Source organism: Nocardioides sp. P5_C9_2, from assembly GCF_054049555.1.
This window is the reverse complement of record NZ_JBFUMD010000020.1, coordinates 1-17,112: the sequence shown is the minus strand read 5'-3', so window position 1 is coordinate 17,112 and position 17,112 is coordinate 1. Positions and strand designations below refer to the sequence as shown.

The window sequence follows — 17,112 nt, the reverse complement described above, 5'->3', positions numbered from 1 at the left end:
CCGGTGTACGGCGCACTGGTCGCCGGCTCCGAGCGCGGCCAGACGATCTCCGACAACCAGTCGGCCTTCGCCGAGCTCGGGGTCGCCCCGCACGTCGCGGGCCTGCGGCCAGAGCGCACGATGGACACCTCGGTGATGGGCCAGGACATCTCGCTGCCCGTCCTGATCAGCCCCACCGGAGTACAGGCCGTGCACCCCGACGGCGAGGTCGCCGTGGCACGGGCCGCGGCCTCGCGCGGCACCGTCATGGGCCTGTCGAACTTCGCGTCCAAGTCCGTCGAGGAGGTGACCGCCACCGGCGCCAGGACGTTCTTCCAGATGTACTGGACCGGCGATCGCGACGTGGTGGTGCAGCGCATGCAGCGCGCCCATGACGCCGGGTCCGTGGGCCTGATCGCCACCCTCGACTGGTCCTTCTCGATGGGCCGGGACTGGGGCAGCCCCGAGATCCCCGAGAAGGTCGACCTCAAGACGATGGTCCGGATGGCCCCCAAGGTCGCCACCAAGCCCCGGTGGCTGTGGGAGTTCGGCCGCACGGGCCAGATCCCCGACCTCACCGCACCCAACCTGGCCCCGCCCGGTGGCGAGGCGCCGACGTTCTTCACCGCGTACTACGAGTGGATGACCACCCCGCCGCCGTCGTGGGACGACGTCGCGTGGATGCGCGAGCAGTGGACCCAGATCAGCGGCGGCAGACCGTTCATGCTCAAGGGCGTCTGCCGCATCGACGACGCTCTCCGAGCCCGCGACGTCGGGGTGGCCGCGCTCTCGGTCTCCAACCACGGCGGCAACAACCTCGACGGGACCCCTGCGGCCATCCGGATGGTGAAGCCGATCGCCGACGCCGTCGGGCACGACCTCGACGTCGTCATGGACGGTGGCATCCGACGCGGCTCCGACGTCGTCAAGGCCGTCGCCCTCGGCGCACGCGCCGTGATGATCGGCCGCGCCTACCTCTGGGGCCTCGCCGCCAACGGCGAGCAGGGCGTCGGCAACGTCCTGGACGTACTGCGCTCCGGCATCGACTCCGCCCTCCTCGGGCTGGGAGTCGCCTCGCTCGAGGAACTGACGCCGGAGCACCTGCTGGTCCCGGACGGTTTCCACCGCGCGCTCGGAGCCGGCCGTCCCGTCGGCGTGAACGTCGCGGCCGAGGGGTAGCACGATGAAGCTGCTGCAGGAAGCGACCACGTCTGCCGCTCGGGAAGGTGGCCTGGTGTTGGTGCCGGTGGGTTCCCTCGAGCAGCACGGGCCCCACCTCCCCCTCGACACCGACACCGTGATCGCGACGGCCGTCGCCCGCGCCGCGGCCGAACGACTGGACGCATGGGTGGCGCCGGCGCTCGCGTACGGGTCGAGCGGTGAGCACCAGTCGTTCGCCGGGACGACGTCCATCGGCACCGACGTCCTTGGTCTGACAGTGGTCGAGCTTGTCCGCTCGATGCGCACCTGGGCCCAGCGCGTGGTGTTCGTCAACGCCCACGGCGGCAACGTAGCCGCCCTGTCCAAGGCGGTCGAGCAGGTGATCTCGGAGGGGCACAACGTCGGCTGGGTGGCATGCGCGACCGAGTTCCTCGACCTCCACGCAGGTCGCACCGAGACTTCTCTCATGCTGCACCTCAGTCCCTGGACCGTTCGTCTCGACAGGGCAGAACCTGGCGACACACGTCCCATTCGCGAGATCCTGTCCCTGATGAGGCAAGGCGGCGTTGCTGCGGTCTCACCCAATGGAGTGCTGGGTGATCCCACCGGAGCCAGCGGCGCCGAAGGAGCGAAACTGTTTGTGCGCATGGTGGACGAGGTGGTCAAGCAGACCTCTCGACAGGCCGCAGCGGTCGAGGCAGGGTGAGTCGCGTCGCGGTCGTGACAGGCGCCGCTCGCGGCATCGGTGCGGCGACGGTCGACCGCCTCGTGGCCGATGGCTGGCATGTCATGGCGCTCGACTCCTGTGAGGGACCGCCGCTGGCCACGAGGGAGCAGCTCGCGGCGATCTCGGCCGCGCACGGTGACCAGGTCATGAGCCGGGTGGTCGACGTGCGCGATCGCCGTGCCTTGGAGGAGTCGGTCGCCGAGGGCGTACGGCGATGGGGACGTATTGATGCCGCTGTTGCCGCGGCGGGCGTCATCCACGGGGGCAGGCCGCTCTGGGAAACGCCAGACGACGAGCTGCAGACCCTGTGGGACGTCGTGGCCAAGGGAGTCTGGAACACGGCTGCTGCCACCGTGCCCGCCATGCTCGCCGGCCCTCTCCCCCAGGAATGCCGGTTCGTGGCCGTGGCTTCCGCTGCCGGCACCCACGGACTGTTTCGGATGGCCGCCTACAACGCCGCCAAGCACGCCGTCGTCGGGATGGTCAAGGGTCTCGCTGCCGATCTCGTCGGCACCGGCATCACCGCCAGCGTTGTCTCCCCGGGGTCCACGAACACCGACATGCTGCGCGCGACCGCCGCTCTGTACGACGTCCCCACTGACGAGCTCGTCAGCCACCAGCTCATCCGCCGCGTCATCGACCCCGCCGAGATCGCGGCCGCCATCGCTTTCTGCGTCTCACCAGCCGGTGGCGTCGTCAACGGCACCGTGCTCCACGCCGACGGAGGGTTCAGCGGATGACCGAGCCGCTGCCCGTCGGCTTCCGGGTGGCCATGGATGAGCGGACGCTGAGCCTCGACTCGGGTCGCACCCTCATCGGCGGGTCGCCGATCACCGCGTTGCGACTGGCTCCCGCCGCCGCGGCACATCTCATCGACCGCGGGGTCACCGTCACCGACACGGTCTCCGCCCAGCTGGCCGGCCGGCTGCTCGACACGAACCTCGCCCATCCGGTCGTCGCCTCCACGAACCCCGCGTCCCCCCAGGAGCTCAGCGTCGTCGTACCGGTACGCGACCGACCGGAACAGCTGGACCGGTGCCTGGCCTCCCTGGCACCGCTGATGGTCATCGTCGTCGACGATGCCTCTGAGGACCCCGCACCGGTGGCCGAGGTCGCCCGGCGACACGGCGCCCGTCTGGTCCCGCTGCCCATCAACGTCGGGCCGGCCGCGGCTCGCAACGCGGGCCTGGCCGCGGTGACGACCCCGCTCGTCGGCTTCGTCGACTCCGACGTCGAGGTCACGTCGACGGACCTGCTTCGACTGACGCAGCACCTGGCGGATCCGTCCGTGGCGCTCGTGGCACCCAGGATCATGGGTCGCGCACGCGCGGAGCACCCTCGCTGGTTCGAGCGGTACGACGCCGTCGCGTCCTCCCTCACGCTCGGCGACCGGCCCGGCTCGGTCCGCCCGGGAGCAGCGGTCGCGTGGCTGCCCAGCGCGTGCCTGGTCGCGCGAGCCTCCCTGCTGGGGGACGGTTTCGATGCCGCGATGCGGGTCGGGGAGGACGTCGACCTGGTGTGGCGCCTCACCGCGCGGGGGCACCGGGTGCGCTACGCGCCCGAGGTGACCGCGCACCACGACGTGCGGGGAACTGTCCGCGGGTGGCTGGGACGCAAGTTCGTCTACGGGTCGGGCGGAGCCACCCTGGCACAGCGCCACGGGTCGCGCACCGCACCGGCGGTCCTGTCGCCCGTGATGGCCGTGTCGGCCGCCGCGGCCCTGCTGCGCCACCGGTGGTCCGCACCCGTCGTCACCTTCGGGGTGGTCGCCGCCGCCCGATCGGTGCACCGGGCGTTGCCGCAGGGGGTCGAGGGGTTCACTCGGACCCGGGTGGCCGTCGACATGTCGGTGCGGGGCGTCGGATGGGCGGTCCGCCAGGAGTCGGCATTGCTGCTGAGGCACTGGTGGCCTGTCGCGCTGCTTGCCCTGCCCTCTGCGCACGTACGCCGTGCCGTCGTGACGGCGCTGGTGGTCGACACCTGGGTCGCGGTCACGGAGAGGACGGACAAGGACCTGCCGCTCTGGATCCTGCTCGCCGGACGCCGCCTCGACGACCTCGCCTACGGCTCAGGTCTCTGGTGGGGCGCACTCCGGTTGCGCTCCATCACCTCACTTCGACCGCGCCGGACCGGCCGCTGGTAGGCGCGGGAACGGTCGCATCCCGCTGCGCGCATCCACCGGATGACCACGAGCAAGTCATGGCGGGACGCCCAGCACCGGTCGCTCGCCCACGTCAACCAGAGACCTCACCGCGAGCCTTCACACTTCAAGCACTGTCGGCCTGGTTGTCCGTCCGTACGAAACGTCCCGGTGCCTGATGAGCCTCCTCAGCGCTGGAAACGAGACTTCGAGGCGGGCCGCTGGACCAGGGCGTCGGCGAACCTGCCGACAGCGTCGATGACCGGCTCCCACTCCGGGTCTCCCACCAGGTCATTGGTCGCGGCGGGGCGGACGAACTCGATCGCCCGGGCTCTCGAGGGACCAGCCGCCGCGGCTTCGGCCAGGGCGCCGACACCGATCCGCTGACTCCTGATCGCCAACACCTAGACCTCGTGTGGCTCCTGCGCCGCCGAGGTGGTGCTTCTCCGCGCGGGCCGGTCAGCCGTTGGTTCCGCGTCGCGGCGAGCTCAGGTGACGCGGGTCAGCGCCCTGGCGAGCGCGTGGAGGACGTCACTGGTGTTGTAACCGTGCRGGGACACGCGGATGCCGCCGACTCGTGAGCTGGTGAAGACCAGGTGGTCTCGAGCCAGTGCTGCCTGGACGTCGCGTCCCGAAGCGCGGGGGTGTCGCAACGAGATGAGGTGGTGGCTGGCGGCTGGGTCCCCTGCTCGACGGAACGGGTACCAGCCGGACGGGGCCACGAGGTCGACGAGCTCGTGGGCCAGGAGGCGTGAGTGATCGGCGAGCGCGGGGATACCTGCGCTGCTGAGCAGGTCGATGGAGTGCTGCAGCCCGACGGCAGAGGCGTACGACATCGTGGACAACTCGTAGCGGCGGGCGCCAGAGGCCAGTCTGAGGTCCGTCGCGGTGAAGTCGAAGGGATCCTCAGCCCCCATCCATCCCACCACCGGAGGCACGAGCTCGGCCAGGTCGGCGTCCAGCGCGGCGAGGGCGACGCCGCCGTGGGCCGAGAGCCACTTGTACCCGCTGCACACGAGGGCATCGACGCCCCAGTCCCTCATGCTCACCGGGGCGGCACCCGCAAGCTGGGTCACATCGACGACGACACGGGCCCCCACCATGTGCGCTGCGCGGGCCACGGCGGCGACGTCGATCCTCGTGCCGGTCGCGTACTGCACCGCGCTCACGCACACGACGCCGGTCCGCTCGTTCACCGCTGCGATGAGCCCGTCGGTGAGATCGCTGCCGGGCTCGTCGACGACCCAGCGGAGGACAGGTGGCGTGGCATGGCTCCGACCACTGGCGGCGAGCCACGGGTACGTGACGCTGGGGAAGTCGGTGGTCACCAGCACGACCTCGGGTGCGTTCGACCTCAGTCCCGAGGCAAGGGCCGCGGCAAGCTGCCCCAGCCCTTCGCTCGCCCCAGCCAGCACCGCGATCGATCCAGGCGGGGCGTCGAACAGCGATGCTGCGGCCTGCCGTACGCCGTCCAGGACTCTTGCCTCGGCGTCGTCGGACAGTCGGACGTTGCCGTACTGGCCGACCTCCTCGAGGAACCGCGTCATCGCCTCGATGGTCGGGCGGGGCACGAGCCCCAGGGATGCCTGGTTGAGGTAGGTGTACTCCTCGAGAGCCGCGTACATCTGCCGCGGGAGCAACGCGCCGTCGGCGTCACGACTGGCCCGTGGAGCGTTCACCTCGACGACGCCCTCGAATGAGCGACGCCACGATCCGCCCTGCAGCAAGACACGACAGACTCCTTCTGCGTCGTCTTGTCCTGCCGGGCACGACGCACCTCGTCCGGGCCAGCACGATCATGCCGGGCTCGGGCAAGCCTACGCATCGCCGAACACGGCAGGGTGCGCCTCGTCTACGTCCTCGGCCCGGAGTTCGACGAGTACGAGGGAGAAGCGGTGTGGGAGGACCTCAAGCTCGGCGCGCGCCGTGCGTCGTCCTTCGGACGCATCGCGGTCGTCACCGACGCAGGACGGGTCCGGGCCGACCATGAAGCTCTTCGGTGTCCGCGCCCGGCTTGCGGGACCGACACTCGAATGCGCCCCGGCGCCGGTTGTGACGCCGAGATCCACCCATCGAGGTCCCGGACGAGACGTCCGTAGTACTTCGCGGAGCCCACGTGACAAGGATGACGGATGCGCGGTGTCACCGGCGTGGAAGGACGTTCCGAGCTACGCCGACAGGCGTCGGAAGGGGACACCTCCGAGTCCCCGCCAGTGCAACAACTCAGGCGCCCCGACATGGTCTGGATGCGGTCCACCAGGACTCCTGGCTGGCCGGAGAGCTGGAGCCGGAGAGGCCCGCTCCTGTCACAATCCGATCATGACGGGACGAGCACATCCTGGAGTCGATGCCTACCTCGCCCAGCTGCCCTCGTGGCAACAGTCGATATGCGAGGAGCTCCGCGAAACGATCTGGGCCACGGACCCCGAGATCAAGGAAACGATCAAGCGAACCGTGCAGCCCTACTTCGTCCTCGACGGCAATGTCTGCGCCCTGCTGGCGACGAAAGACCATGTCAACCTCTTCCTCTACGATCCGACCGTCACCGACCCCCAAGGGCTCATCAACCAAGGACGGGGAAACGCGACCGCCCGGGCGATCCAGATCTACGAACACGATGAGATCAACCGGGATGCCCTGCAGGACATCCTGAGTGAGATCGTCGCCAACAACAGGCAAGGCGGATGGCGCCGACTCAGCCGTCCATGAGATCCCGGTTCGGACGATCGGTGCTACCCACGCCGATCGCGATGAATGGACGCAGCACACCAACGGCCTTGGTCGGACTGATCTCGGGTTGGACCGACGCCACGCTTGGACCTCGTCTCAGTGATCGCGTCAGCGCCCACGTCGGCGTTCGGCAGCTCCACTTTGCAGTCCGCGCCATAGTGTCGATCCATGACTTCCGCTGACATCCGCTTCTACTTCGATCCGGTGTGCCCCTTCTGCTGGCTGACCAGCAAGTGGATCCGGATGGTGCAGGCCGAACGCGACCTGTCGGTGGACTGGCGGTTCATCTCGCTGCGGCTGATCAACGAGCACATCGACTACGACGCCCACTTCCCGCCCGAGTACGAGGCGGGGCACAACGACGGACTGCGCCTGTTGCGCGCGGTGGCCCGCGCGCGGCAGGAGCACGGCAGCCAGGCCGTGGACTCGCTCCAAGCGGCGCTCGGGGCACACATCTTCGACGCGCCTCCCACCGACCCCGCGGACGAAGGGGCGGACCGTGAGCGACACGGCACCCGTCAGTTCCTCGAGCCCATCCTGACCGAGGTGGGCCTGCCCACCCAGCTGGCCGACGCACTCGACGACACCTCGTGGGACGCCGCGATCCGCGCGGACGGTGACGAGGCCCTCGCACTGACCGGAAGGGACGTCGGCACGCCCATCATCCACTTCGAACCCCCGGACGGTGTGGCGTTCTTCGGCCCCGTCATCAGCCGCCTCCCCGAGCCCGACCGGGCCGGGGAGCTGTGGGACCACGTGGTCGGGCTGGCCCGGTTCCCCGGCTTCGCCGAGCTCAAGCGCAGCCTGCGCGAGCAACCTCAACTGGTCGGCTTCGGCGTTGAGCCCGGCGCCGTCGGCAAGCAGGAGGACTGGCACGGTGGCAGCCGGCGACAGAGGAGTGAGCGCGGATGACGCAGTCGGAGTCGAGGACCCACCAGGAGGCGGTGATCGTGGCGGCCACCCCCGAGGCGGTCTACGACCTGGTCAGTGACATCACGCGGACCGGTGAGTGGAGCCCGGTCTGTACGGCGTGCTGGTGGGACGACGAGGCGGACGCGGGTCGGGTCGGCGCCTGGTTCACCGGCCGCAACGAGCTCCCGAACCGCACCTGGGAAACCCGGTCCCAGGTGGTCGCAGCCGACCGCGGCAGGGAGTTCGCCTGGGTCGTGGGTGGGGCGTTCGTGCGGTGGGGCTTCACCTTCGAGTCGGTGGGAGCGGGAACGCGGCTGACCGAGACCTGGGAGTTCCTCCCGGACGGACTGATGATGTTTGCGGACAAGTTCGGTGACAGGGCCATGGACGAGATCGAGGACCGCACCCGGCAAGCCCATGCGGGGATCCCCACGACCCTCGCCGCAATCAAGCAGATCGCAGAGACCAACTGATCCCACCGGCGAAGAGCCCGGGGAGAGCAACGCGCGCCTCGTACCGTCCTTGTCTATTGACCCGCCGACCCAGATCCACCGGCGCCTTCCTTTTGACGAAGTCGTCTCATCGGCTAGATGAGACGAGGGCAGTGCCCGACAGGCGGCGGGGTGGGGCACCCTCGAGTCCGACCTCGAGGTCGGCTGGCATCAGGTGTGCATCGCTCGCAGGAGCAGCACCACGCCGCGCGCCGTGTCGAGGTTGGCCGCGACGGCGACGATCGCCAGCCCCCACAGCGGTAGGCCGCTGATCGCCGCCAGGGCGAAGATCAGCAACCGGACCTCGCGCCGGAAGAGCAACCGCACGTCGGTGTCGCGGCCCACCGCGTGGACGTAGGAGATCAGCAGGCAGCCGCACCCGGCGGCGAACCCCCAGGCCCAGGCGGTCTCCGCGTGGCCGGCGCCGATGACCAGGCCGACCACCACAGCGAGGTCGGCGTAGCGGTCCAGCAACGTGTCGAGCGCGGCGCCGCGGCGCGAGGCTCGGCCGCTTACTCGCGCCAGCTCGCCGTCGACGCCGTCGAGCGCGGAGCCGAGCAGGACGCCGAGCCCGCCCGCGGCCATGGCCCACCAGTCGCCGACCGCGATCAGGCCGGACGCGAGGAGCGTGGTGGCGAAGGCCAGCAACGTCGCGACATGCGGGCTGAGCCCGGTCCGCAGCAGCTGGCGGGTCAGGGGCCCCGAGATCCGCCGGTTGACGGTCCGGGCAATGATCTGGTCGGTCGGCTTCGGCCCGTACCGATGCCACATCACCCGCTCCAGGGCCCGCACTCCCTCGGGTGTGTCGACGGCCGCCCAGAGCCCGGTGAAGTCGCAGGTCGTCATCTCGAGGCCATGGTCGAGCATCCGCCGCCGCACGGCGGACCACGGCATCGCCGGTGTATCGGCGGTCGCGGCCAGGACGTCGGCGACGTGGACGGAGCTGAGGCCGGCGTCGACCGCGGCGTACTCCTTCAGGTCGGCTGCCAGCTCGAGCAGTCGGCCGTCGTCCGCCGTCCGCACCCGCACGGGGGGCACCCCTCCCAGGCCGCCCACCTGGCGCTGGGGGTCACGGTCGACGGCCAGCACGTTGCGGCCCGGTGCGGCCATCAGCCGCCGTACGTCGTCGGCCTCGAACACGTGGTCACCCATGACCACCAGGCACCGGTCCTCGTCGACCTGACGGAGGCCGGCCAGCACCGAGGTCGACGTGCCCTGCTGCCAGTCGGGGTTGACCACCAGCTCGACCGGGAGGCCGTGCGAGTGGATGGTCGCCGCCACGTCCTCGCTCCGGTAGCCGGCCACCACCACGATCCGGGTCACTCCTGCTTCGCGCAGCACCTTGACCGTGCGGTCGAGCAGGGTGACGCCGCCCACCCGGCGCAGCACCGTCGGCTGGAGGGAGCGGGAGCGGTGCTTCGACTCCGCGGTGACCACGACCGCACTGGTCGCCCGTGGCTGGGGAACGGTCTCCGTGCGCGGGTCCATGGCTGGAGTATGCGTCAGCACGTTGGTGAGGCCGTATGGATCGCCGCTGCGCGACATGGGCAGCGTCCTGGAAAGTGCTGAGACGGCGACGTGACGTTACTGCCGCGAATGCCGCCCCTCCCGCCATCGTGTTCGTTGCGACCTTTCGTTCAGGCTCGTCTGGTCGCGCTYGATCCACCTGGGATGCAGGCCCCGAGCTCGTCGACCACGTAAGAGGCCGCGGCACGTTGTGCCTGGATGCGACCCCGCGCACCATGGACGGGTGACCCAGTCAGCACCTGAGCCCGCCGACGACTACGAGGCGTGGCGTGACCTCCAGGACGTGCTTGAGGAGCGCGACCGCGAATGGTGGGCCGACCAGGGACCCGACGCTGAGGAATGACCCGCGAAGGTCGGCGCCGACGCAGTGGGACCGGGGGGATGACACTGCGCCGACGCAGGGGTGACCCGATCCTCCAAGATGGGGGGTGAGAAGCGAGCCGAGATGAGACTAGCCAGCGCTAGAACGCTGGCGCAGGAGAATGCGCATGTGCGGCAGGCGCGCGTCGTCGCCCTAGTGGAGACGCGCAGCCCGTCAGTCGCTTGGCGGCATGAGGGACGGTCACCCATGCGCGGGCAGGCGGGGGTATGACGCGCGTGAGCGCACGCTGCCTGCGGCATGACGAGACCGCGTTGCCCTCATCGCTCGTGCGGCATACCTGTCTGGTCTGCCTGCTGTGCGTTTGAGTCGTTGTCGGGTTGCAGAGTCGTCCCCGCCTCGACTATTCGCAGCCGCAGCGCGGCCTTGTCCCATTCTGGGAGCCAACAGGCCTCAACGCCATCGAGAGCGATCTGCACCATGTCGCTCCAGGTGTACTCAAACGCGCGCGCTACAGCTGCGTACTCCTGGCCGAGGTTCAGGTCACTGAGGGCGGGGTCGTCGGTGTTGACCGTCGCGAGCAGGCCAGCGTCGCGCATGCGGGGGTAGACATGGTCTTCCAGGCGGTCGAAGCAGCGTGCGATGACCACGTTGGAAGTCGGACAGACGGTGATCGGGATCTGCTCGTCGACCATACGGGCGGTGAGGTCCACATCATCGAGCACGGGGACGCCGTGGTCGATGCGCTCGAGGCCCAGGACATCGAGACACGCGGCGATGTCGGAGGCCGCGGAGTTCTCACCCTGGTGGCCGGTGAGACGGAGGCCGGCGGACCGGGCGAGATCATAGCCCGGGAGGAACGTGGTGGAGTCGATGCCGAGCTCGGTGGAGTCCATTCCGACCCCGATGACCCGCTCGCCCCCCGGGGCACCGGATGTCCGGAGCCCGGCGAGTTCCTTGACGAGGTCGCGGCCGGCCGCGGGCCCGAAGGCACGGTCCATGTCACCAATGAGCAGGCAGGTACTACCGGTCTCCTCCTCGGCGGCCGCGATGCCTTCGTCGAGTCCGGCCACGATGTCGCCGAGCTTTTGCCCCGCCACGAGGTGGCGGGTGGGGGTGAAGAAGCACTCCTGGTGAACCACTCCGTGAGCAGCGCTGTCGAGAACGGCTTCGTAGGCCAGACGTGTCCAGTCCGCACGCGTGCACAGCGTGGACTGCACCAGCCAGAACACGTCCAGAAACCCATCGAGCGAGTCGTACCGGTACAGCGCAGTCGGGTCCTCGGTGGGCAGCGGGATCCCGTTGACCCGTGCGAGTTCCACCACCGTGGAGGGCCGCATGGCACCCTCGATATGGCAATGCAGTTCGACCTTGGGCAACTCGTCGAGGGCCGCCGCGAGACCCGTCATGATTTCAGAATGGCACGACTGGTGCGGCCGTGGAATCCGCAGCACGCTCTGTGCACCGGAGATCACGTCATGCGTTCGGATTCGCACTCTCATCGGCTGTTCCGGTGGGCAGCGTGACGCCGGATCGCGGCGAGGTGGGCGCCGTCTACGCGACGCTAGGCGCCTTGCGCATCCCGGCAGCGCGGAGGCAGGCCGCCGCCGTCCTCGAAGAAATCTGTGTCGACCATGTGTTGAGCAGTTGCGCTACCGACACGAGCACGAAGGCCCCCGCCATGCATCTCTGCAGGTCAGGGGCCTTCAGTGGAGCCGCCTGTCAGAATCGAACTGACGACCTAATCATTACGAGTGATTCGCTCTACCGACTGAGCTAAGGCGGCGTGCTGCCCGGCTGGAGTCAGACCGGCCGGGCAACTGGAGAAGGATAACGCCCCACCGCACGGCGGTCGAAATCAGGCCGCGCCGCGTCGTCACCGGGACGCCCGGGGCGCTGACCGTCTCCGAGGGGGTGTGCCATCCCAGGGCGCCAGGCGGCACGATGACGTCATGGCCGCCCTCCCCACTCCTCGCGGCGCCGTGAGCGGCGCCCTCGTGTCCGCCCTCTCGGGCAACTTCCTCGAACGACTTCCCGCCTGGCCGGATCCGGACGAGGTCGAGCAACGCCGTACGGAGGACGACACCCTCGCCCTCTGGGTGCTGCACGAGCTCGCCTACCGGGGGTTCACCGACGTCGACGAGCGCTGGGAGTGGCACCCCGACCTGGTGGCCCTGCGCTGGCGCCTCGAGGGCGAGCTGGAGCAGCGGTTGCGCAAGCGGATGCCGGCCACCGATCGCAGCGGCGACCTGGTGAGGGACCTGTCCGACCTCATCGCCGGCGACGACGGTCCCTCGCTGGCGCGCCATCTTCAGCGGCACGGTTCCGTCGAGCAGGCGCACGACCTGCTGCGGCAGCGCTCGCTCTACCACCTCAAGGAGGCTGACCCGACGACCTGGGTGATCCCGCGGCTGGGAAGCGGCACCGCCAAGGCCGCGCTGGTCGAGGTCCAGTACGACGAGTACGGCGCGGGCGACCCGCGGCGCCTGCACCACCGGCTGTTCGCCCGCGGCATGGAGGCGTGCGGTCTGACCAGCGAGCCCAACGCGTACGTCGACGAGGCGATCACCGAGGTGCTCGAGCAGAACAACGCCACGTCCATGTTCGGCATGCACCGACGACTGCGCGGCGCGGCGCTGGGCCACTTCGCGGCCTTCGAGTCCACCAGCTCCGTGCCGTCGCGCCAGCTGGTGCAGGGATTCGAGCGTCTCGGGATTCCCCCCGAGATGCGGGCCTACTACGACGAGCACGTCGAGGCCGACTCAGTGCACGACCAGGTCGCGGTACGCGAGATCTGCGGCACCCTGGTGACCAATGAGCCGGCCCTGGCCGAGGACGTGCTCTTCGGAGCGTGGACCTGCCTGGACCTCGAGGCACACACGGCGACGGCCATGCTCGCGCGGTGGGGCGTCGCATGACTGGCGCGCAGCAGCCCGAGACCCGCGCCGACATCGTGCTGTGCCCCGACGGTCCCATGCTGGTGCGCGGCGAGGCGGTCATCGAGGACGCGGACGGCGTGCAGCACCGGACGACCCGGCCGGTGAGCGCGGTGTGCCGGTGCGGTCGCAGCGCCCGCGCGCCCTGGTGCGACGGCACGCACAAGCTGCTCCAGGACGCGCGCGACCGCTAGTCAGGCCCGGCGGAGGTGGACGACGACTCCGCGCTCGCCGTACCGGCGCGCCACCGGGCTGAAGCGCTCGTCGGCCAGCGCCCGGGCCTGGGCGTCGGTGCCGAGCTGGAGCAGCAGCGACCCGCCGGGATCGAGCGCCTCGGCCGCCGCGTCCAGGCACGCGCGCGCCACGTCGAGCCCGTCGGCGCCGCCGTCGATCGCGAGCACGGGGTCCTCGGGGAAGCGCCCGACCTCGGCGCGCGGCACCCAGGGCGGGTCGGCCACGACCAGGACGAACCGCTCGCCGGCGCCGACGCAGTCCTGGAGGCGGCCCTGTCGGACCTCGACGCGGTCGGCGAGTCCGTTGGCCTCGGCGTTGAGCTCGGCCCAGCGGCAGGCGCTCGGGTCGGCGTCCACCGCCACCAGCAGGCGGTCGTTGCCGACCAGGGACATCAGCCCGATGTGGCCCGCGCCGGTGCACAGCTCGAGGACCGGTCCGGGCGGGGCGTCGGCGAGGACCTCGCGCGCCCACTCCGACTGGAGCAGCACCCACGGGCGCGGTTCGAGCACGGACTCGTCGTAGCCGATGGTGAGCGACCCGAAGGTCATCGAACGAGGCATCTCGGCGTCTCCCGACTCAGCAGTCCGTGGGGTCGGCCGRCACCGTGCCGTCGAGGAGGTAGTCCTCGATGGCGGTGTCCACGCACTCGTTGCCCGAGTTGTACGCCGTGTGGCCGTCGCCGTCGCGCCGCAGCAGCACGCCGGAGTCGAGCTGGGCGGCGAGCGCCTCGGCCCACTTCAGCGGGGTCGCGGGGTCGCGGGTCGTGCCCGTGACCAGGATCGGGGCGGCGCCCTCGCCGCGGATGTCGAGCGGCTTCTCGGTGGCGCGGAGCGGGAAGCCGCTGCACGTGGTCAGCGACCAGGCGAAGATCCGGCCGAAGGTCGGTGAGGCCTCCTCGTAAGCGGGATAGGAGCTGCGCACCGCGTCGAACGGCACCGAGGACGGGTCGTCGAGGCAGTTGATGGTCACGTTGGCCTCCGTGCTGTTGTCCGCGTAGTCGTCCTCGCCCCGCGAGGAGTAGAGGTCGGCCAGCTCGAGCAGCGCCTGGCCGTTGCCGTCGAGGGCGCTGCCCAGCGCGGCGCTCAGGATGAACCAGTAGTCGCGGTTGTAGAGCGGCGCCACGATCCCGTAGAACGCGTTGCCGATCGCGAGGTCGCGGTCGCTGCTGGTGGGCAGCGGGGACTCCTCGATGTCGGCCAGCAGCCCGTCGATCGTCGCCAGTCCCTCCTCGACGCTGTCGCCGAGGAAGCACGACTCGGTGGTGTCGATGCAGTTCTGCACGTAGGCCCGCAGCGCGGTCTCGAACCCGGCGGCCTGCTCGAGTCCCAGCTGGCGGTTGTCGAGGGACACGTCGACCGCCCCGTCGAGCACGAAGCGCCCGACCCGGTCGGGGAAGAGCTCGGCGTAGGTCGCGCCCAGCTTGGTGCCGTACGACGCCCCCAGGTAGGTGAGCGTCGACTCCCCCAGCGCGGCGCGCAGCACGTCCATGTCCCGGGCGGCCTCGATGGTCGACACGTGCCGGGCCACCTCGCCCGAGGCGGCGCAGCCGGCACCGAAGGCACGGACGTCGGCGGCGTACTGCTCCTCCTCGGCCGCGTCGTCCGGGTCCGGGTCGCCGGCGATATAGGCGTCGAGCTCGTCGTCGCTCAGGCAGTCGACCGGGCTGGAGTCACCGGTCCCCCGCGGATCGAAGCCGACGACGTCGAAGGCTCGCAGCAACGGCTCGCGAAGGACCTGGCCGGCGGCGGCCGCGTAGTCCGTGCCCGGCGCACCGGGGCCGCCGGGGTTGACCACCAGCGAGCCCTGCGCCTCGTCGGTCGCGGGCACCCGCAGCAGCGCGAGGTCGAGGGTGTCGCCCCCGGGGTCGCGGTAGTCGACGGGCACCTCGAGGGTCGCGCAGTCGCGGTCGCCCTCGCACGAGGACCAGTCGATCTCCTGGTCGTAGAAGGCCTGCAGGTCGACCGACGGCGCCCGGCGTGCGTCGGCATCGTCGCGGGCCGGCGCCCGCTGCGACGAACGGCTCGGCCCCGAGGAGCTGGAGTCCGCGAACGAGCTCCAGATGACGACCGCGCCGGTGCCGACGGCGAGGAGCACCAGCGCGACGACCAGCACCACTGCCACGAGCTTCTTCATCGGCCTGACCCCGTCGGCAGCCTGAGCGCCACCATCATCGACTCGAGCGCCAGCTGCGGCGGCACGTTGAACTCCAGCATCTGCTCGCGTGCGGCGAAGATCGCGTCGATCATCACCAGCAGCTGCTCGGGCGTCGCCACCCGCGCCAGCTGGGCGACGTCGGCCCGGATCTCCTCGTTGACCAGGTCGCCGGGGGCACCGACCGACACCGCGATCGCGTCACGGTAGACGGACACGAGGTCCATCAGCGCCCGGTCGACCACGTCCAGCACGCGTCGCTTGGCCCGGGTCTTCTGACCCTTCTCGAGGGCGTTGAGGGCCGGGGCGTACTCCCGCGGCCGGCGGCCGCGGGCCTCCACGCCGTACGCCGTGTCGAGGTCGACCTTCTCGCGGGCGTCCAGGTCGGCGGTCTGCACCTCGGCCTCGACCTTGCTCACCTCGTGGACGTTGGTGGCCGCCGTCATGCAGGCGCCGAGCGTGGTCAGGCGGGCGGGGAGCGACACGACCTCGCGGCGGCGGCGCCGCGTCTCCTCGTCGCGTGCCAGCGCCCGGGCGCGACCGATGTGCCCCTGGCTGGCCCGGGCCGCGTGGGCGGCGAGCTCCTCGCCCACCCCGACCGAGCGGACCAGGAAGGCGGCGACGTCGACGGCCGTCGGGGTCGTGAGCGACACCAGCCGGCACCGGGACCGGATGGTCGGCAGGACGTCCTCGGTCGTCGGCGCGCAGAGCAGCCACACGGTCCGCGCCGTCGGCTCCTCGATCGCCTTGAGCAGCGCGTTGCAGGCCTGGTCGGTCAGCCGGTCGGAGTCCTCGACGATCATCACCTGCCACCGATCGCCGGCCGGGGCGAGGGCGCTGCTGCGGACCAGGTCGCGCACCTCGTCCACGCCGATCGACAGCTTCTCGGTGCGGACCACCTTGACGTCGGCATGGCTGCCGCCCAGGACGGTGCGGCACGACTTGCAGGTGCCGCAGCCGGTGCCGGTCTCGCACTGGAGCGCCGCCGCGAAGGCGATCGCCGCGTTGGAGCGGCCCGAGCCCGGTGGCCCGGTGAAGAGCCACGCGTGGGTCATCCCGTCGCCGCCGGCGGCCCGGCTCAACGACTCGATGACCGGACGCTGGCCGACGAGGTCGTCCCAGACGCTGCCGGACGAGGCCCGGCCCGAGGGAGCGCTCACGGCAGCAGCACCTCGACCCGCGCGCGGATGGCCTCCGCGATCTCCTCGACCGGGGCGCGGGCGTCCAGCACGACGTAGTGGTCGGGGTCGGCGCCCGCGAGGTCGAGGAAGCCCTGCCGCACCCGCTGGTGGAACTCCACGGACTCGCCCTCGATCCGGTCGCGCTCGGTGAAGCGGCCCAGGCCGGCCTCCGGCGCCAGGTCCAGCACGACGGTCAGGTGCGGTCGCAGGTCGCCCGTCGCCCAGCGGTTGACCCGCTCCACGTCGGCGACCAGCAGGTCGCGGCCGGCCCCCTGGTAGGCGAGCGAGGAGTCGACGTACCGGTCGGTGATGACGACCTCGCCCCGGGCCAGCGCCGGGAGCACGACGGTGTCGACGTGCTCGGCCTTGTCCGCGGCGTACAGCAGCGCCTCGGTGCGGTGCGAGAGCTCGCCGGTCTCGGGGCTGAGGACGATCTGCCGCAGCGCCTTGCCGACCTCGGTGTCACCGGGCTCGAACGTGAGGAGCACCGCGTGGCCGCGCTCCTCCAGCCAGGTGGCCAGTAGCCGGGACTGGGTCGACTTGCCCGCACCCTCGCCGCCCTCGAAGCACACGAAGACGCCGGTGTCGGCATAGACGCGTCTGCTCACGCGCACACCCTACGGG

The 17,112-nt window shown here is 70.7% G+C and carries 18 protein-coding genes, 1 tRNA gene and 1 riboswitch; of the genes, 10 read left to right on the top strand and 9 right to left on the bottom strand.

All coding sequences use genetic code 11. From position 1 onward, the window contains the following. The 4 genes from mftD to mftF all read left to right on the top strand — a co-directional run. Positions 1-1,158, top strand: a 1,158-nt coding sequence (mftD, locus tag ACXJKL_RS02215; RefSeq protein WP_457205411.1) for a pre-mycofactocin synthase MftD, incomplete at its 5' end; no start/stop codon positions are given. A gap of 4 nt (positions 1,159-1,162) precedes the next feature. After that, the gene (mftE, locus tag ACXJKL_RS02210) at positions 1,163-1,846 is read left to right on the top strand and encodes a mycofactocin biosynthesis peptidyl-dipeptidase MftE (RefSeq protein ID WP_457205410.1); all 684 of its coding nucleotides are present in this window, start codon (positions 1,163-1,165) and stop codon (positions 1,844-1,846) included. A gap of 14 nt (positions 1,847-1,860) precedes the next feature. Next, the gene (locus tag ACXJKL_RS02205) at positions 1,861-2,607 is read left to right on the top strand and encodes a mycofactocin-coupled SDR family oxidoreductase (protein ID WP_457205409.1); all 747 of its coding nucleotides are present in this window, start codon (positions 1,861-1,863) and stop codon (positions 2,605-2,607) included. Next, positions 2,604-4,010 (top strand): mycofactocin biosynthesis glycosyltransferase MftF, encoded by a 1,407-nt coding sequence (gene mftF / locus ACXJKL_RS02200; RefSeq protein WP_457205408.1) that lies wholly within the window; start codon positions 2,604-2,606, stop codon positions 4,008-4,010. The genes ACXJKL_RS02205 and mftF overlap by 4 nt, the downstream gene beginning before the upstream one ends. Before the next feature lie 185 nt (positions 4,011-4,195). On the opposite strand, the gene ACXJKL_RS02195 is transcribed toward mftF, so the two are convergent. Next, a complete protein-coding gene (locus tag ACXJKL_RS02195) occupies positions 4,196-4,408 on the bottom strand; it encodes a hypothetical protein (protein WP_457205407.1) in 213 nt (70 codons plus the stop codon). Positions 4,409-4,495: 87 nt separating this feature from the next. Next, positions 4,496-5,686 (bottom strand): aminotransferase class V-fold PLP-dependent enzyme, encoded by a 1,191-nt coding sequence (locus ACXJKL_RS02190; RefSeq protein WP_457205406.1) that lies wholly within the window; start codon positions 5,684-5,686, stop codon positions 4,496-4,498. A gap of 64 nt (positions 5,687-5,750) precedes the next feature. After that, positions 5,751-5,816: riboswitch (guanidine-III (ykkC-III) riboswitch) on the bottom strand. A 14-nt stretch (positions 5,817-5,830) separates the two neighbouring features. On the opposite strand from ACXJKL_RS02190, the gene ACXJKL_RS02185 reads away from it, so the two are divergent. The 4 genes from ACXJKL_RS02185 (at position 5,831) to ACXJKL_RS02170 (ending at position 8,122) form a co-directional block, all read left to right on the top strand. Further along, the gene (locus ACXJKL_RS02185; RefSeq protein WP_457205412.1) at positions 5,831-6,106 is read left to right on the top strand and encodes an STAS/SEC14 domain-containing protein; all 276 of its coding nucleotides are present in this window, start codon (positions 5,831-5,833) and stop codon (positions 6,104-6,106) included. A 220-nt stretch (positions 6,107-6,326) separates the two neighbouring features. Next, complete coding sequence (locus ACXJKL_RS02180; protein WP_457205405.1) at positions 6,327-6,716, top strand: DUF1801 domain-containing protein; 390 nt, start codon at positions 6,327-6,329, stop codon at positions 6,714-6,716. Between the two features lie 189 nt (positions 6,717-6,905). After that, the gene (locus ACXJKL_RS02175) at positions 6,906-7,649 is read left to right on the top strand and encodes a mycothiol-dependent nitroreductase Rv2466c family protein (RefSeq protein WP_457205404.1); all 744 of its coding nucleotides are present in this window, start codon (positions 6,906-6,908) and stop codon (positions 7,647-7,649) included. Beyond that, positions 7,646-8,122 carry an SRPBCC family protein gene (locus tag ACXJKL_RS02170; RefSeq protein WP_457205403.1) on the top strand — a complete coding sequence of 159 codons (477 nt, stop codon included), beginning with the start codon at positions 7,646-7,648 and terminating at the stop codon, positions 8,120-8,122. Before ACXJKL_RS02175 ends, ACXJKL_RS02170 begins: the two co-directional genes overlap by 4 nt. 189 nt (positions 8,123-8,311) lie before the next feature. On the opposite strand, the gene ACXJKL_RS02165 is transcribed toward ACXJKL_RS02170, so the two are convergent. The 3 genes from ACXJKL_RS02165 to ACXJKL_RS02155 all read right to left on the bottom strand — a co-directional run bounded on the left by ACXJKL_RS02165 (position 8,312) and on the right by ACXJKL_RS02155 (position 11,772). Beyond that, positions 8,312-9,628: an NTP transferase domain-containing protein gene (locus ACXJKL_RS02165; RefSeq protein WP_457205402.1), complete on the bottom strand. Its 1,317-nt coding sequence runs from the start codon at positions 9,626-9,628 to the stop codon at positions 8,312-8,314. 678 nt (positions 9,629-10,306) lie between these two features. Continuing rightward, the gene (gene add / locus ACXJKL_RS02160) at positions 10,307-11,395 is read right to left on the bottom strand and encodes an adenosine deaminase (RefSeq protein ID WP_457205401.1); all 1,089 of its coding nucleotides are present in this window, start codon (positions 11,393-11,395) and stop codon (positions 10,307-10,309) included. A gap of 301 nt (positions 11,396-11,696) precedes the next feature. Then, a tRNA-Thr gene (locus ACXJKL_RS02155) sits at positions 11,697-11,772 on the bottom strand. 166 nt (positions 11,773-11,938) lie between these two features. On the opposite strand from ACXJKL_RS02155, the gene ACXJKL_RS02150 reads away from it, so the two are divergent. Both ACXJKL_RS02150 and ACXJKL_RS02145 read left to right on the top strand, forming a co-directional pair. Beyond that, complete coding sequence (locus ACXJKL_RS02150) at positions 11,939-12,904, top strand: iron-containing redox enzyme family protein (protein ID WP_457205400.1); 966 nt, start codon at positions 11,939-11,941, stop codon at positions 12,902-12,904. Then, complete coding sequence (locus ACXJKL_RS02145; RefSeq protein ID WP_457205399.1) at positions 12,901-13,116, top strand: CDGSH iron-sulfur domain-containing protein; 216 nt, start codon at positions 12,901-12,903, stop codon at positions 13,114-13,116. Before ACXJKL_RS02150 ends, ACXJKL_RS02145 begins: the two co-directional genes overlap by 4 nt. On the opposite strand, the gene ACXJKL_RS02140 is transcribed toward ACXJKL_RS02145, so the two are convergent. The 4 genes from ACXJKL_RS02140 to tmk are packed head-to-tail and all read right to left on the bottom strand — an operon-like array spanning position 13,117 to position 17,096. Then, complete coding sequence (locus ACXJKL_RS02140) at positions 13,117-13,716, bottom strand: methyltransferase (protein WP_457205398.1); 600 nt, start codon at positions 13,714-13,716, stop codon at positions 13,117-13,119. A gap of 16 nt (positions 13,717-13,732) precedes the next feature. Continuing rightward, complete coding sequence (locus ACXJKL_RS02135; RefSeq protein ID WP_457205397.1) at positions 13,733-15,289, bottom strand: alpha/beta hydrolase; 1,557 nt, start codon at positions 15,287-15,289, stop codon at positions 13,733-13,735. After that, positions 15,286-16,467 (bottom strand): DNA polymerase III subunit delta', encoded by a 1,182-nt coding sequence (locus ACXJKL_RS02130; RefSeq protein WP_457205396.1) that lies wholly within the window; start codon positions 16,465-16,467, stop codon positions 15,286-15,288. Before ACXJKL_RS02130 ends, ACXJKL_RS02135 begins: the two co-directional genes overlap by 4 nt. Then, positions 16,464-17,096 carry a dTMP kinase gene (gene tmk / locus ACXJKL_RS02125; protein ID WP_457205395.1) on the bottom strand — a complete coding sequence of 211 codons (633 nt, stop codon included), beginning with the start codon at positions 17,094-17,096 and terminating at the stop codon, positions 16,464-16,466. The genes ACXJKL_RS02130 and tmk overlap by 4 nt, the downstream gene beginning before the upstream one ends. Positions 17,097-17,112: the final 16 nt, after the last annotated feature.

What these genes read in the sequence shown, in the direction of transcription:
- mftE (WP_457205410.1), top strand. Translation starts at nt 1,163, where the DNA reads ATGAAGCTGCTGCAGGAAGCGACCACGTCTGCCGCTCGGGAAGGTGGC.
- mftF (WP_457205408.1), top strand. Translation starts at nt 2,604, where the DNA reads ATGACCGAGCCGCTGCCCGTCGGCTTCCGGGTGGCCATGGATGAGCGG.
- ACXJKL_RS02180 (WP_457205405.1), top strand. Translation starts at nt 6,327, where the DNA reads ATGACGGGACGAGCACATCCTGGAGTCGATGCCTACCTCGCCCAGCTG.
- ACXJKL_RS02175 (WP_457205404.1), top strand. Translation starts at nt 6,906, where the DNA reads ATGACTTCCGCTGACATCCGCTTCTACTTCGATCCGGTGTGCCCCTTC.
- ACXJKL_RS02170 (WP_457205403.1), top strand. Translation starts at nt 7,646, where the DNA reads ATGACGCAGTCGGAGTCGAGGACCCACCAGGAGGCGGTGATCGTGGCG.
- ACXJKL_RS02165 (WP_457205402.1), bottom strand. Translation starts at nt 9,628, where the DNA reads ATGGACCCGCGCACGGAGACCGTTCCCCAGCCACGGGCGACCAGTGCG.
- add (WP_457205401.1), bottom strand. Translation starts at nt 11,395, where the DNA reads ATGACGGGTCTCGCGGCGGCCCTCGACGAGTTGCCCAAGGTCGAACTG.
- ACXJKL_RS02150 (WP_457205400.1), top strand. Translation starts at nt 11,939, where the DNA reads ATGGCCGCCCTCCCCACTCCTCGCGGCGCCGTGAGCGGCGCCCTCGTG.
- ACXJKL_RS02145 (WP_457205399.1), top strand. Translation starts at nt 12,901, where the DNA reads ATGACTGGCGCGCAGCAGCCCGAGACCCGCGCCGACATCGTGCTGTGC.
- ACXJKL_RS02140 (WP_457205398.1), bottom strand. Translation starts at nt 13,716, where the DNA reads ATGCCTCGTTCGATGACCTTCGGGTCGCTCACCATCGGCTACGACGAG.